The organism is Homoserinimonas sp. OAct 916 (genome assembly GCF_003260275.1).
Taxonomy (GTDB): Bacteria; Actinomycetota; Actinomycetes; order Actinomycetales; family Microbacteriaceae; genus OACT-916.
In genome coordinates this window covers 261,213-276,543 of the sequence record NZ_QJHB01000001.1, presented here as the reverse complement: position 1 = coordinate 276,543, position 15,331 = coordinate 261,213, and the positions used below count along the sequence as shown (strand labels likewise).

The 15,331-nt window shown below is 63.9% G+C and carries 11 protein-coding genes; 10 read left to right on the top strand and 1 reads right to left on the bottom strand.

All coding sequences use genetic code 11. The features are described from left to right. Nucleotides 1-140 precede the first annotated feature (140 nt). Complete coding sequence (locus DL891_RS01130) at nt 141-3,962, top strand: hypothetical protein (protein WP_111718570.1); 3,822 nt, start codon at nt 141-143, stop codon at nt 3,960-3,962. After that, entirely contained in the window at nt 3,959-4,825 is an 867-nt protein-coding gene (rfbA, locus tag DL891_RS01125) for a glucose-1-phosphate thymidylyltransferase RfbA (RefSeq protein WP_111718569.1), read from the top strand. The genes DL891_RS01130 and rfbA overlap by 4 nt, the downstream gene beginning before the upstream one ends. Here the strand turns inward: rfbA and DL891_RS17010 are convergent. Further along, nucleotides 4,800-5,636 carry an NUDIX hydrolase gene (locus tag DL891_RS17010; protein ID WP_157962346.1) on the bottom strand — a complete coding sequence of 279 codons (837 nt, stop codon included), beginning with the start codon at nt 5,634-5,636 and terminating at the stop codon, nt 4,800-4,802. The genes rfbA and DL891_RS17010 overlap by 26 nt on opposite strands. A 277-nt stretch (nt 5,637-5,913) precedes the next feature. Here DL891_RS17010 and DL891_RS01115 point away from each other — a divergent pair, with 277 nt between their 5' ends. The 8 genes from DL891_RS01115 to DL891_RS01080 all read left to right on the top strand — a co-directional run bounded on the left by DL891_RS01115 (nt 5,914) and on the right by DL891_RS01080 (nt 15,237). Next, entirely contained in the window at nt 5,914-7,296 is a 1,383-nt protein-coding gene (locus DL891_RS01115) for a bifunctional alpha/beta hydrolase/OsmC family protein (protein WP_232818941.1), read from the top strand. Nucleotides 7,297-7,462: 166 nt separating this feature from the next. Continuing rightward, a complete protein-coding gene (locus DL891_RS01110) occupies nt 7,463-8,428 on the top strand; it encodes an MBL fold metallo-hydrolase (RefSeq protein WP_232818940.1) in 966 nt (321 codons plus the stop codon). Between the two features lie 76 nt (nt 8,429-8,504). Next, a complete protein-coding gene (locus DL891_RS01105) occupies nt 8,505-9,494 on the top strand; it encodes a glycosyltransferase (protein WP_111718568.1) in 990 nt (329 codons plus the stop codon). After that, the gene (locus tag DL891_RS01100) at nt 9,484-10,365 is read left to right on the top strand and encodes a glycosyltransferase (RefSeq protein WP_232818939.1); all 882 of its coding nucleotides are present in this window, start codon (nt 9,484-9,486) and stop codon (nt 10,363-10,365) included. Before DL891_RS01105 ends, DL891_RS01100 begins: the two co-directional genes overlap by 11 nt. A gap of 231 nt (nt 10,366-10,596) precedes the next feature. Then, nucleotides 10,597-11,388 (top strand): ABC transporter permease, encoded by a 792-nt coding sequence (locus DL891_RS01095; protein ID WP_232818938.1) that lies wholly within the window; start codon nt 10,597-10,599, stop codon nt 11,386-11,388. Beyond that, entirely contained in the window at nt 11,389-12,132 is a 744-nt protein-coding gene (locus tag DL891_RS01090) for an ABC transporter ATP-binding protein (RefSeq protein ID WP_111718566.1), read from the top strand. 20 nt (nt 12,133-12,152) lie between these two features. Beyond that, nucleotides 12,153-13,310, top strand: a complete 1,158-nt coding sequence (glf, locus tag DL891_RS01085; RefSeq protein WP_111718565.1) for a UDP-galactopyranose mutase — start codon at nt 12,153-12,155, stop codon at nt 13,308-13,310. Nucleotides 13,311-13,779: 469 nt separating this feature from the next. Further along, nucleotides 13,780-15,237 carry a glyceraldehyde-3-phosphate dehydrogenase gene (locus DL891_RS01080; protein ID WP_111718564.1) on the top strand — a complete coding sequence of 486 codons (1,458 nt, stop codon included), beginning with the start codon at nt 13,780-13,782 and terminating at the stop codon, nt 15,235-15,237. Nucleotides 15,238-15,331 lie beyond the last annotated feature (94 nt).

The window sequence follows — 15,331 nt, the reverse complement described above, 5'->3', positions numbered from 1 at the left end:
ACCTGTGCTTTCACGATACAGCGCGACACCGGTCGAATTGCCGTCAATCGGTTCCGTGCTCGTGCGAATGTGAGTCTAGACCGGGAACGTATGCGGCGGTGATACTGCGAAACTGTACGGAATCGGTGCATACTGCGGGTGTGCAGTCGAAAAATCTCGTACCTGCCATTGTGACGCCGCTCCTGGTGGGGGCGGCGGTTTTCGCGGGTGCTGTGGTTCCGTTGATCTTCGACCGTTCGTATTACGGGGTCGACGTGGCGAGCGTCGAACTCCGCGTCATTCTCGCTTTTCTGATCGTGGGCGGATGGGGCGCATATGCGCTGGCCCGCACTTTTCGGGTCGATCACGCCTGGGCGGGCGTGGTGGGGGTCGCCGCTCCGCTCTGTGGCTTCACCCTGTATGTCGCCGCCCCGGTGTGGGTGAACTCTCTGGCCGCGTTCAGCCTGGTGCCGTGGGCGTGGGCACTCACGCGCCGCGCGGTGTTTCAGGGAAAAACACCGGCCTGGGCGGTGATCGGATGCGCCGCTGTGCTCGTCTTCGGCGTCTCGCACGCAACGCTTGCGGTATTCGCTGTGCTCGCGGCGACCATCGCCGAAGCCGCGATTCACGGGCGCCGCACCCCGCTCATCCGGGCAGTTGCGGTGGCCGCCCTCGCAGCCACCGCCGCTGTCCTGGTGTGGCTTCCCGGCTTCGCGGGCTGGCTTCACGCGGCAGGGCACGACGGTATCCACAACACCGGAGAGCTCACCGTCGACCTCAGCGGGATCGCCGCCTCGAGCACCCCGGTCGGCACCCAGCAGGTGACATTCTTCGGGGCCCACTTCCCCAACGCACCGATCCTGTACGTGGCCTGGTTCCTGCCGTTGCTGGCCTTTGTGCGATGGCGCGCGTTGGCGCGGGTGCGCGGAATGGCCAGCATCGCGGCCGCTTTCGCCGCGGGAATCCTGGTCGCGGTGATGCCGTCGAATGTGCTCGGCCTGCACGACCCGATTCGTATGATGCCCTTCATTGCACTGACGCTGGTGCTCGCCGTCGGGTTGGGACTGTCCCGCGCCAGGGTGCGCACCCTGACCGCACCGCGGGTGGCGCTGGCGTCGGGGTGGGTGTTGGTCGCCTCGGGCATCACCTTCAGCCAGGGGCCGCAGTTCGTGAAGGTGCTGGTGGCGGTCACCGCGGTGTCGCTTCCGGCGATACTTCTCGTCGGTTGGCTGATCACCGTGCGCGGGGAGCGTCGCGGGACGACCGAGCGCGATTCGAGCAGGGCGGCGAAGGGCTTGCGCTGGTGGCACACGGTACGGGGGCGACGCTGGCCGGCCGCTCTCGTGGTGATTCTTGGCACCGTAACCTTCCTGATCCCGCAGCACTACACATCGCGGTCGCTGGCCGTGCCCGACCGCGAACCGGTGCATCTTGCCCTATCGGGGGCAGCGCTTTCGACGGCACAATGGGCGGTCGGCGCGATCGTCGTCGCGGTGCTTCTGGCCTGGGAGATCGGGCGTCTTGTCGTTCGGCTGCGTCACCGTGGCGCGCCCAGTCGGCACGCGTCCCCTCCCGAGCCGAACGCGGATGCGCCGTTGTCGCACAACGCTGAGCCCGCGTCACTCGACGGCCACCAGCCAGCTGATGAGATCGACCAGTCGACGCCTGCGACCGATGACCTCCCCCCTGTGAGGCACTCCGCCTGGGCGCGCACCCTGTGGCCGCTCGGCGTCGCCCTGGTGGTGACAGTCGCGGCTCTGATCCCACCGGCACTGTTCCGCACTTACTACTTCACCGGTGACACACAGGTCGGCGCCTACGGCCAGTGGTACCACATCGGCGCCAGGCTGCTGGCCGGGGACTGGTCGGTGCTCAACCCGACCGTCTGGCAGGCGGGTGCCTATCTGGCAGACGGGGCCTGGGGGCTGTACAGTCCGATTCTCTGGGTGATCGGCATCGCCGCGCACTCCGTCAACGACGTTCTCCTGCTCATGAACACGGTGAAGATCTCCTTCCTGGTGCTCGCCGCCCTCGGCGTCTACCGGCTCGCCCGCTCATTCGGCGCGCATCCGCACTGGGCGGCGATGGTAGCGGTGGCTGCCCCGTTCGCCGGTTTCACGATGTATCAGGATGCATCATCCTGGGTGACCGGGTTGATGACGTGGGCGCTGCTGCCGCACGCCTGGGCGTCGATGCGGTCGTTTGCCTTTCACCGCACCACGATCGCGGGGCCCATCCTGTGGGGCGTCTCCCTGCTCGGGATCACCTACACGCACGCCACATTGATGCTCGGCCTCGCCGTGGCCGCGGTGATGGTGGAGGCGTGGCTCACCGACCGCGCCGGGTTCAGACGGATGATCGTTGCAGCGCTCATCCTTCTCTGCGCCGCGATCATCGCCCATCTGCCCGCACTCTTGATCTACCCGGTGACCGCCAGGCAGGGCGGCATCAGCAACGTCTCCCGCTACACGCCGGGGGTGAGCGCCATACTGCAGTCGGTGCAACCGTTCGGCACCGGGCGCCTCTACTGGACACCCGTGCACCTGACCGGCCTGCCGTTCGTGTACAGTTCCTGGCTGCTGCCGTTGTTCGTCATGGTCGATTGGCGCAGGTTTGGCACGCTGTTGAAGACGCGAGTCAGCCTTCTGATCATGCTCGCCGGCACCCTGGTCATGATCCAATTGCCTTCGGACTTCGGCCCGATCCGGTTCCCATTGCGGGTGTACCCGTATTTGATCGTCGTGCTGCTGGTGATGCTTGCTGTCGGGTTGTCGTTGGCCCAACCGAGGCCGCTCACGGTTCGGCGCCTGGTCGGCACCATTGGTGTGCTGTCGTTCAGCACCTACCTGGTCTGGGGAACATCGCCCAAATGGTGGGGGTCGCTGTTGATCGGGTGGATGGTGGTCGCACTCGCGTACTTCTGGTACTTCCTGGCGATCAGACGCACGGCCGGAGTTGCGCGGGCGAACCACAGTCCTGCGGGCGCCGCGCGCAGCCAGGACGAGCAACATCGTGCCGTGCCTGGCCTTGGGCGGCATCCCCGGCTGCGGCAGCAGGTCTTTGCCGCGGGTGCCGTGCTGCTGACGGCGCTTCTGCTCGGGGCTCAGCATGTCGAGCATCCCACGCCCGGAGGCGTGGACTTCGGCCTGCCGACCACACTGTCCACCTACCAGTCCATATTGAAGGATGCCCGCGGTGACGTACTTGTCATCGGGGATGCCCTCGACGATCACGAACACGCCCGCATCCCGACCGAGGCGGTGACCGGCAACAGCTGGTATCTCACCGCCGGTCGGGTGCAGAACGCCTACACCACCCTGCAATGGCCGGCGTACTCGAAGACGCTGTGCATCTCACTCAAGGGAAACGTGTGCACCGGCACCTACAAGCAGTTGTTCGTGCCGCAGCCTGAAACCGGCAAAATGCTGGTCGACCTGCTCGGCATCAATTCGATCTACCTGGTCAAGGTGGCCTTCCACTCGCACTCCTGGCAGGCGGTCTACCCCGGCTGGTCGATCGTCTCCGACACCCCGGGCGTGCGGCTGCTGGTGCGAGACACCCCAGTGCCGAACGCCGGCTCCGTCGTCTCCACAACGCCCGGGTTGCAGGTACGCGTGACGAGAGAAACCGAGAGCCGGGTCGACTTCGAGGTGATCAAGGCCGCGGCATCTGACGGCCGCGTGGTGCTCAGCCGCATGCCGTGGCCGGGCTACACCGTCACCGGCGGCACTCTGGGGGCGGCGACCGAGGGGTTTCTGCTGACGGTCGATGTGCCGGCAGATGCCGTCGGGCACACGATTTCGGTTGAGTATCGGCCGGCCGGCTTCGGGGTAATGGCGAGTGCGGCAGTGGTGATCGCGGCTCTGCTGGTGCTCTGGGCGGTGTTGACAGTTCTGGCACTGATCGGGCGCCGACGCGCATGGCGTCCTCTAAGGTGGGTTTTGTCTGAACGGGGCCAACGAACAGGAGCACCCACGCAATGAAGGGCATTATTCTCGCTGGCGGGTCCGGAACCAGGCTGTGGCCGATCACGCGCGGTGTCTCGAAGCAATTGATGCCGATCTTCGACAAGCCGATGATCTACTACCCGCTGTCGACTCTCATGATGGCGGACATCAATGAGATCCTGATCATCACCACCCCTGAATACAACGATCAGTTCCAAGCGCTTTTGGGCGACGGCTCCGAACTCGGCATTCGGCTGGAGTATGCGGTGCAACCTACTCCCGACGGCCTGGCCCAGGCCTTCGTGATCGGCGAGGAGTTCATCGGCGATGACTCAGTGGCACTGGTGCTCGGTGACAACATCTTTCACGGAACGGGCCTCGGCACGGCGTTGCGCGACAACCGCGACGTCGACGGAGCCACCATCTTCGCCTACCAGGTGGCGGATCCTCACCGCTACGGCGTGGTCGAGTTCGACTCCGACCTTCGCGCGATCTCGATCGAAGAGAAACCGGCGAAACCCAAGAGCAACTATGCGGTTCCCGGGCTCTACTTCTATGACAACTCCGTGATCGAGATCGCCAAGTCGATCACGCCGAGTGCGCGTGGGGAACTGGAGATCTCCACCGTCAATGAGGTCTACCTCGACCGCGGCAAGCTGAATGTGCAGGTGCTCGACCGGGGAACGGCCTGGCTCGATACCGGAACCTTCGAGTCGATGGTGCAGGCCAGTGACTACGTGCGGGTGATCGAAGCACGGCAGGGCTTCAAAGTCGGCTGCATCGAGGAGGTGGCCTGGCGGGCTGGTTGGATCGACGACGCCCAGTTGCGGGCGCTCGCCGAACCGCTGCAGAAGAGCGGCTACGGCGCCTATCTCACCCGGTTGCTTGAGCAGCGTTGACGGAACGGGTGTAGACCCAGGGCAGGCGCGTGATCTCCAAGCGGTGACGTGGGCCGGATGCCTCTAGCATTCCGTCATCGGAATACGCCACGTCCGGCTCCCACAGCAGCACGTTGCCCTGCTCGGAGTGCCGGGTGCGAAAATGGATTTCTGGGGTAGATGCTGCCCGGCTGAGGATGCCGGCGAGGTTATCGGTCTCGGCGAGCAGATGCAGCGTCACCCAGGTCGGTGCCACCAGCTGCAACCGACCGGCCGAATGGGCGTCCAAGGCGTCGATAGGGCGGATCCAGGCGTGGTCGACGGCCTCATCGGCGGAGAGCGTGATCTCGCCTGCGGGCGCTTTCGCCAAGTAGAACCAGGTACGGAACCGCCGGGGGATGCCGAGCGGGGGAGTCCAGCAGGAGATCAGGTGAATATCTGCGACCGCCACGGTCAACCCGGTCTCCTCGTGCAGTTCGCGCACGGCTGCTCGCCGGGCACTTTGTTCCTCGTCACCACCCGCGACCGGTTCTTCATCGCCTGCCGGGCTCACGTCCGCAGGCAGACGACCTTCAGAGTCATGTTCTGCAGGGTCATGTTCTGGAGAGTCATGATCTGCGCAGTCATGTTCTGGGGTGTCATGTTCTGAGTCGTCAGGTTCAGAGGCGGCACTGTCCTCGGGATCGACTCGACCACCCGGAAACACCCAGGCCCCGGCGAACGATCCACGGTCGCTCGGCCGCTCCAGCATGAGCGTCTCGGGCCCGTTGGTGCCGTCTCGCACGAGCACCACGGTCGCCGCGACTTCGAGGGTGGCAGCGGGGGGATTCATCCGTCCACCCTACCCAGCACGCACAACCCGCCGGCGCTGCCGCGACCGCGTGAGCGGCCGGTACGAGAGGGCACGGACGCGCACTGTGTGGGCCGACCGAATCTGGCCATCCCAGAGCGCGTGAGCGAACCGTGCCTGGTGATACGAGTGATACTCGTGATTCGGGGGTCCGTCGTCGTCGCGTCCTCGTCGACGCCGTCGCCGTCTTCGGTGCGTGTCTCCTTGGTCAAAATCTCCGGGGCCAAGATCTTTCTTGTCCGATGAGAACCGGTGATTCATGGGTCTCGTCGCAGGCAAGGTGGTGCACACCGCGCCCGGAGAGGGTTGGATCGATAGCAACGCGAAGACAGGAGAAGCGATGAGCGGGTCGGCAGAATCACACAGGCTGGAGTTCCCTGGATCCCAGGGCCACGTGCTGGCTGCTCGCCTGGACATCCCCGATGGTGAGGTTCGGGCGTACGCCATGTTCGCCCACTGCTTCAGTTGCAGCAAAGACGTCTTGGCTGCCTCGCGGATCGCGCGCGGCCTGACCGGTGCCGGAATTGCTGTACTCCGATTCGATTTCACCGGTTCGGGCCAATCCGAAGGAGACTTCAGCAATACAAACTTCACCTCGAACATCGACGATCTGGTCTGTGCCGCCGACTTCCTGAGAGATCACCACCGTGCGCCAAGCATCGTGATCGGCCACTCGCTCGGGGGTGCGGCCGTGCTGGCGGCGGCGCACCGCATTCCAGAAACTCGCGCCGTCGTGACCATCGGCGCACCCTCCGATCCGCGACAGGTCGAGAGCCTGCTGCAGGATGACATGGCTACGATTCACCGGCAGGGCTTTGCCACGGTAGATATCGGTGGCCGCCAGTTCAACATCCACCAGCAGTTCCTCGCCGATGTCGCCGCCCAACCCCAGGCCGAGCGAATCCGCACGCTGGGTGCGGCGCTTCTCGTGATGCACTCTCCTGTTGACCAGGTCGTCGCCATTGACAATGCTCGGAAGATCTTCGACCTGGCGCGGCATCCGAAGTCGTTCGTTGCTCTCGACGGAGCGAATCACCTGCTGTCCAGACGCGAGGATTCCCAGTTCGCCGCAGACATCATCAGTGCGTGGGCCGGTCGCTACGCCTTCGAGGAAAAGTCGTCACCCGCCGGTACGAGCGTCGAGGCAACCCGCACACCCTCGCCGAACGAGACGACCGAGCGGGAACCCGGCGTGGTCATCGTCGAGGAGACCGGCAACGGCCACTTCCAACAACTCGTCTCCTCGGGAGGCCACACGCTGTTGGCCGACGAGCCAGACCCGATCGGCACCGATACCGGGCTTTCTCCCTACGAACTGCTGCTGGCGGGGCTCGGTGCGTGCACGTCGATGACCCTGCGCATGTACGCAGATCGCAAGAAGCTGCCCCTGGAGAAGGTGAGGGTGCGGCTCGCCCACTCCCGCATGCATGCCAAAGACTGTGAAGAGTGCGAGACGACCTCGGGCCGTATCGACCACATTCATCGGTCGATAACCCTGACCGGTGACCTCACCGACGAGCAGCGTGCCCGGATGATGCAGATCGCAGACCTGTGTCCGGTGCATCGCACACTGCAATCGGAGATCACGATCACCAATGTTCTGGTCGATCGAGACCGTTCGGCCTCGGGTCCAGACGCCTGAGCGAATCGGAGAACTCGGTTGGGCGACCTGCTCGGCGGTGGCGGATGTTCGCAGCCGACTTTCCGGAGCGTGGTAGCCCGTGGTAATGGGGCGTGGCACTCCACGTGGCGTGACATCCCGCCGCAGCGCCTGCGGCATAGCGACCGCTGACGATTAGGCTCCCAGTATGGACGATGCGACGGATGCGACGGATGCGACGGATGCGACTGATGCGACTCATCGAGGCAGCACTGGCCACGGCCATACCAGCAACGACGACACTCACGACACTCACAACACTCACGACACTGCCACTGGTGCCGCTGGTGCCGCTGGGGCCACGGGAGCCGCTGGAGCCACTGGCGCGATCGGCGAGCGCACCAGCGAACTGACGCGGCGGCTGCTGGCGCCGAACCCCGGGCCCATGACCCTCGACGGCACCAACTCCTACATCATCCGGGCCCCAAACGCAGAAACGTGCGTCGTGGTCGACCCGGGCCCACTTCACGAGGGCCACCTCAAACTACTGGCTTCTGGCGCACCCGTCGAACTGGTTCTGATCACTCACCACCACAGTGACCACACCGAGGCCAGCGCCCGGTTCGCCGCGATCACCGGAGCTCAGGTGCGTGCACTCGACCCCGCGTTCTGTGTGGACGGCGCCCCACTGGTCGACAATGAGGAGATCGTGGCCGGCGGCACCCGCATTCGAGTTCTCGCCACCCCCGGCCACAGTTCCGACTCGGTGTGCTTCGTGCTCCCCGACGATGGGCCCACAGGCTCGGTGCTCACCGGCGACACCATCCTCGGCCGAGGCACGACCATCATCGCCCACCCCGACGGAAACCTGGCGGAGTACCTGCACTCGCTGGAGCTGTTGGCCGGTATCGGCGACGCGGTCGCACTCCCGGCGCATGGAGACAGCCTGGAGAACCTCATGGCCGCATGCGAACGGTACCGGGCGCACCGCCTGGCGCGCCTGGCCGAAGTTCGCGATGTCGTTGCAACACTCGGGCCGGATGCCACGGTGGAAAAGGTCACCGACCTCGTCTATGCCGACACGGATCCTGCCATCCGATTCGCCGCCGAGGCGTCAATGCGCGCGCAGTTGGAATACCTTGAATCGGAGGCCGCGGGTTCAGCTCCCGCGTAGCCGGGAACAATAGACTGCTGATGCGCCGACACCTCGTGGCGCTTCCCCACCGTTTTCAGCAGCCAGAAGAGAGCACGTGACCGAACCCACTTCCGTTCCGCGCGTCGTCGCGGTCGTCGTCGCTTGGAACCGTCGCGACCTGCTGATCGAAGTGCTCGAGGGTCTGCTGTCACAGACGGTTCCCGTCACCGAGATCGTCGTCATTGACAACGCATCCGACGACGATTCCGCCGAGGTGGCCCGCACCCGTGCTCCGAACGCCGACGTTCTCACTCTCAGCCACAACACCGGCGGCGCCGGCGGATTCGCGGTCGGAGCCGCCCGGGCACTCACCGACCACAACGCTGACTGGCTGTGGCTGATGGACGACGACACCATCCCCACCCCCACCGCACTCGAAGAGTTGTTGCGCGGGGCCGAGGGCGAGCGGGTGGTGCTGGCCGGTTCCCGCGTCGTATGGACCGACGGGCAGGACCACCCGATGAACACACCACGCGAGAAGCCGTTCGTCACCCGCGCCGAACGTGCCGCCGCCGCACACGCCGGCACTCTGGCCGTTCGCAGCTCCTCGTTCGTCTCCATGCTGGTGCGCGCCGACATCGTGCGCGAACGCGGACTGCCGATCGCCGACTACTTCATCTGGAACGACGACTTCGAGTTCTCCACCCGCATACTGCGTGGCATGCGCGGGCGCTATGTTCCGGCCAGTGTGGTCGTGCACAAGACGAAGAAGCTCGGCTCCACCGACGTCGACCCCGGTGAACGCTTCTACTACGAGGTGCGCAACAAGTTATGGATGCTGTTGCATTCGCGCGGGCTGAATCCGGGGGAGAAGGTGCTCTACTTCGGGTCGACACTCAGACGATGGCTGCGCACATTCCGACGCTCCGAGAACCGGGCGGTGCTGCGCGCAGCATTCCGCAGGGGCCTGAGAGACGGCCTTTCGACCAGACCGCAGCCCAACACCGTCGCATTGGCCCGGTTGGGTGCCCAGGTCGCCGAGACCGTCAGGATGGCTGCCGCGGCGGTGCCGGGAGAGGCAGAAGGAGGATCGAGTGCTGGGTAGAAAGAAGACCCGTCCCGATGATGAGGGGCACGAGGGGCCCGACCGCCGGTTCTCGCTGCTGCTGCCGGTCTACGCGGGCGACAAAGCCGACTACTTCACCGAAGCGTTCACGAGCGCGGTCAATCTGCAGACGCTGAAGCCGGACGAGGTGATCCTCGTCCAGGACGGTCCGATCTCGGTCGAGCTGGATGACGCGATGGAAGACGCGATCGAGAACTCCCCGGTCACCGTGCTGCGGGTGCTGCTCGACGAGAACCTCGGGCTGGCCAATGCTTTGACGGTCGGGCTCACCCACTGCACCTACGACATCGTTGCCCGCATGGATGCCGATGACATCGCGCTGCCGAACCGTTTCGAGGTGCAGATTCCTCGCCTGGTCGACGGCGGCCTCGACCTGCTCGGAGCCGGACTGCTGGAGTTCGCCGAGTCCACCGGCGAGATCGGGGCGCGCCGCACCCCGCCTGTCGGAACCGAGGCGATCGTGCAGGCATCCCGCTTTCGAGACCCGTTCAACCACCCCACCGTCGTGTACCGAAAGTCTGCAGTGAAGAATGCGGGCGGTTATCGTGATCTGGGGCTGATGGAGGACTACTGGCTGTTCGCCCGCATGATCCACAAGGGTGCCGTGGTCGACAATGTTCCAGATGCCCTGGTGATGTACCGGGTCGGCGACGGGGCCTACGCGCGCCGCGGCGGGTGGTCGCAACTGCGCGCCGAGACTGCCCTGCAACGGGAGTTCTTGAGGTCGGGATTCGTCAGCAGAAGACAGTATTTGCGCAACGTCGCCATCCGCGGCGGCTACCGCCTGGTGCCCGAGTCCTTGCGCAAGATTGCCTATCGGAGGTTCTTCACCGGGGGCGATGAAGGGTGACTCACTCGGGAAACACGCAGGTCTCCCATTACAATTGACTCTGGCCGTCGCGACGCTCGCGCAGAAACTTCCTGCCCGAGCGTGTGACGTGCGGGCCCGAGTCCGAATTCTAGACACGAAGCAGAAGAGAAAGTATTGACAGTGACCACACATGAACCAGTCGATCTGACTGGTTTCTCGACTCCCGGTCGTGGCAGAGGTCTTCTTGACGTGTTCCGCAGGAGGTACCTCTTGCGCCTGCTGGTTCGCAAAGGAGTGTCGACGAGGTACCGCAACTCCGCCCTCGGCTGGGGCTGGTCCTACGTAAAACCGCTCACCCAGTACGCGATCTACTTCTTCATCATGGGCACCATTCTTGGGCGTGGTCGAGGCGGAATAGAGAACTTTGCTCTCTACCTGCTCGCCGGCATCGTCGTGGTGAACCTGTTCAATGAGGCGTTCACCAACGCGACCAAATCCATTGTCGACAACAAGGCCTTGGTCAAGAAGATCTATCTGCCCCGGGAACTCTTCCCGGTGGCGGCGGTCATCGTCGCGTTCATCCACTTCCTGCCGCAGGCGGCGGTGCTGACGATCGTCGCGGCCTTGATGGGGTGGGTTCCCACAGCCCTTGAGTTGGCTGCGATCCTCCTCGGCACCCTCATCGTTGTCCTCTTTGCCACGGGACTCGGCATGATCTTCGGCGCCGTCAACGTCTCGTTTCGTGATGCCGAGAACTTCGTGGAGATCATCCGGATGCTGGCCACCTGGTTCTCTCCCGTGCTCTACAGCTACGTGCTCATCGTTGACAAGCTTGACCAGGTCGGCCACTGGCTGGGCACCCTGTACATGCTCAACCCCCTGACGTCTGCCGTTGAACTGTTCCACTACGGCTTCTGGTACGGCACCACGACAGATTCCAGACCAACCCCGCCGCACCTGCTTGTGTTCTCCCTCGTCGGATTGGCCGCGTGTTTCGTGCTGATCATCGTGGGGCAAGTTGTGTTCCGCCGGTTCGAGCGCCGATTCGCACAGGACGTCTAGATGACCACCGTGACTGCCCCTCCGAAACTCAGCATTCTCGTGGAGAATGTGCGCAAGACGTTCCTGCTGCGCCACACGCATTCCTTCAAGGAAGCCTTCATCTCGAAGATCAAGAAGAAGCAGACTTCGACGAGTTTTGACGCTTTGAAAGACGTGTCCTTCGAGATCAACGAAGGCGAATCTGTGGCGATCCTCGGCTACAACGGATCGGGCAAGTCGACGCTGCTGAAGCTGATCTCCGGGGTGCTCGAACCCGATGCGGGTCGCATTCGCACCCGCGGACGAGTCGGAGCCCTGATCGAAGTCGGCGCTGGGTTCCACCCCGAGCTGTCCGGGCGTGAGAACGTGTACCTGAACGCCGCCATCCTCGGCATGAGTAAGAAAGAGATCGACGAACGCTTCGACGACATCGTGGCGTTCTCCGAGATCGAGGACTTCATTGACAGCGAGGTCAAGCACTACTCGTCCGGGATGTTCCTCCGGCTCGCGTTCTCCGTGGCCATCCACGTACGACTCGACATTCTGCTCGTCGACGAGATTCTCTCGGTCGGAGACGCGCCGTTCCGGGAGAAGTGTCGCAAAAAGATTCGCGAACTGATCGGTGAGGGCAAGACCATGGTGGTTGTGAGCCACGACGTGGGCACCGTGCGCGAGCTCTGCGACCGCGGCATCGTGATCAAAAAGGGCGTCAAGATCTTTGACGGCCCAGTGGAAGAAGCTATCGAAGCGCTGAAGAACCAGTGACCGGACAGGACTGATTGCACGTGAACGCTGATCTACTCGTAGTCGGGTCTGGATTCTTCGGGCTCACCATCGCCGAGCGCGCGGCTACAGAACTCGGCCTCAAGGTGCTCGTCATCGACCGGCGCAACCACATCGGCGGAAATGCATATACCGCGCCCGACCCGGAAACCGGAATCGAGGTGCACCAATACGGTGCGCACCTCTTCCACACCTCCAACGAGTCGGTGTGGGACTACGTCAGCCGATTCACGAAGTTCACCGACTACCAGCACCGCGTGTACACGAACTTCGGCGGCGAGGTCTACCCGCTGCCGATCAACCTCGGTACCATCAACCAGTTCTTCCGATCGGCCTACTCACCCGACGAAGCCCGCGAAGTGATCGCAATGCAGGCCGGTGAGTTCTCCACCAAAGAGGCCGCCAACCTTGAGGAGAAGGGCATCTCGTTGATCGGGCGTCCTCTCTATGAGGCGTTCATTCGCGACTACACGGCCAAGCAATGGCAGACCGACCCCACCGAGCTCCCCGCCGAGGTGATCAGCCGGCTGCCAGTGCGGTACACGTACAACAGCCGCTACTTCAGTGACACCTACGAGGGTCTGCCCGTCGACGGCTACACCGCGTGGCTGGAGCGGATGGCCGACCACCCCAACATCGAGGTACGACTCAACACCGACTTTTTCGACGACTCCCACGAGGCCAGCAAAGCCGCTGCGGTCGGCCAGGTGCCCGTGGTCTACACCGGCGCCATCGACCGCTACTTCGACTATTCCGAGGGTGAGCTCAGTTGGCGCACGCTCGACTTCGAACAAGAAGTTGTGAACACCGGAGACTTCCAGGGGGCGCCGGTGATGAACTATGCCGATGCCGCCGTACCCTACACCCGCATCCACGAGTTCCGGCACTTCCACCCCGAGCGCACCTGGTACCCCACCGACAAGACCGTGATCATGCGGGAGTACTCCCGCTTCGCCACCCGGGAGGACGAACCGTACTATCCCGTGAACACCGCGGATGACCGTGCCGGCCTGCTGAAATATCGTGACTTGCGCGGGGGAGAGAAGGACGTGTACTTCGGCGGCCGGCTCGGCACCTACAAATACCTCGACATGCATATGGCGATCGGCTCTGCGCTGTCGATGTTCACGAACCAGCTGGCGCCGAACTTCACCCGCTGACGGAGCGGACTCGCGGCGCGGGCTCAGAGCGCGCAGCAAGGATGCGCGGGCGCGGATTTCGAGACGATCCTCCTCCGTCGGATCCCTCAATCCGCGGGGCTGACGCGCCGCGATTTCGAGACGATCCTTCTCCGTCGGATCCCTCAATCCGCGGGGCTTGCGCGCCGCGATTTCGAGACGATCCTTCTCCGTCGGATCCCTCAATCCGCGGGGCTTGCGCGCCCCGATTTCGAGAGCATGCGCCGTTTCGTGGCGCAGTGGTGACCGTAACGATCGAGTTGCGGGCTCTGAGCGTCTCCGTTGGTCGAGGGGTCGCGCAGCGCTCCCCATCGCACGGCCGCCCGATGCTGGCGCATCGTTCGGTACCGGCTCTGTGGGCCCAGTCTCGAGACCCAGCACGATGTGCGGTTTGGAATAGACTGGCGTGGTCTGCCTATCAGGCCTCGTGTGTTGAAATCGAAGGAGAACGATGAGCCAGGAATCCGACAACCAGCTTCGACGGTGGAACAGCCGCCAGGCGCTCGCCGAGTCGATGATTCCCATGATCGGAACCCTCTATCGTGACCACGGCGTGGTCACGTCGATCTACGGCCGCAGGCTGATCAACCAGTCCGCCATCGAGGTGCTCAAGGCACACCGGTACGCGCGTAAGATCGATGAGCTCGAACTTCCCATCGAAGAGACGTTGCCGGTGGTGCAGGCCATGATGCAGCTGCAGCTCGGCCCGGCGTCGATCGACCTGGCCAAGCTCGTCGCCCGCTACAAGGCGCATGGCCAGGGCCAGGACCTGACTGACTTCCTGCGTTCTGAACTGGGCCCGGTAATTGGCGGTTCGCAGGAGCCGAACGGCGACACGGTCGACGTGGTGCTCTACGGTTTCGGCCGGATCGGGCGCCTGCTGGCGCGCATTCTGATCTCCCATGCCGGCCAGGGGCACGGGCTGAAGCTGCGCGCCATCGTGGTGCGCAAGGGTGCGGAGAACGATCTCGTCAAGCGGGCGAGCCTGCTTCGCCGCGACTCCGTGCACGGTCCCTTCGAGGGAACCATCACCGTTGATGAGGAGAACAGCACGATCCTCGCCAACGGCACCCTGATTCACGTGATCTATTCCAACGACCCGGCGTCGATCGATTACACAGAGTACGGCATCAACAATGCGATCGTGGTCGACAACACCGGCCGTTGGCGTGACGAGAAGGGGCTGTCACAGCACCTCGCCTGCCCGGGGGTGGCGCGAGTACTTCTGACCGCTCCGGGCAAGGGTGACCTGAAGAACATTGTTTACGGGATCAACAACAACACGATCGGTGACGACACCATCCTCTCGGCGGCGTCGTGCACCACGAACGCCATCGTTCCCGTGCTGAAGGCCGTCAATGACAAGTACGGCATCGTTCACGGGCACGTGGAGACGGTGCACTCGTACACCAACGACCAGAACCTGACCGACAACTTCCACGCCGGTGACCGCCGGGGTCGCTCCGCCGGGCTCAACATGGTGCTGACCGAGACCGGCGCCGCCAAGGCAGTGGCCAAGGCGTTGCCGGAACTCGAGGGCAAGCTGTCCGGAAACGCCATCCGAGTTCCGGTGCCGAACGTGTCTATGGCGATCCTGAACCTCTCGCTCAACGAGGGCACGACGAAGGCCGAGGTGAACTCCTACCTGAGAAACCTGTCGTTGGATTCCCCGTTGCAGCAGCAGATCGATTACATCGATTCCCCCGAGGTGGTCTCCAGCGATTTCGTCGGTTCCCACCGTGCCGGAATTGTCGACGGACTCGCGACGATCAGCGACGACAAGAACCTGGTGCTGTACATCTGGTATGACAACGAATACGGCTACAGCAGCCAGGTCGTTCGTGTGCTTGAGGAGATGGCTGCGAGCCATCCACCGGTGTTTCCCGAGCGCGCGAGCGTCGCGAACTGACCCACGGGTGGCGGCGTTCCCACACGCAGGAGCGGGCCAGCGCCCTGAACTGATCCGCTGAGTCTGGTTGTGCGCACCCTCGCGAAAGGTTGCG

What these genes read in the sequence shown, in the direction of transcription:
- rfbA (WP_111718569.1), top strand. Translation starts at nt 3,959, where the DNA reads ATGAAGGGCATTATTCTCGCTGGCGGGTCCGGAACCAGGCTGTGGCCG.
- DL891_RS17010 (WP_157962346.1), bottom strand. Translation starts at nt 5,636, where the DNA reads ATGAATCCCCCCGCTGCCACCCTCGAAGTCGCGGCGACCGTGGTGCTC.
- DL891_RS01115 (WP_232818941.1), top strand. Translation starts at nt 5,914, where the DNA reads ATGGGTCTCGTCGCAGGCAAGGTGGTGCACACCGCGCCCGGAGAGGGT.
- DL891_RS01110 (WP_232818940.1), top strand. Translation starts at nt 7,463, where the DNA reads ATGGACGATGCGACGGATGCGACGGATGCGACGGATGCGACTGATGCG.
- DL891_RS01090 (WP_111718566.1), top strand. Translation starts at nt 11,389, where the DNA reads ATGACCACCGTGACTGCCCCTCCGAAACTCAGCATTCTCGTGGAGAAT.
- DL891_RS01080 (WP_111718564.1), top strand. Translation starts at nt 13,780, where the DNA reads ATGAGCCAGGAATCCGACAACCAGCTTCGACGGTGGAACAGCCGCCAG.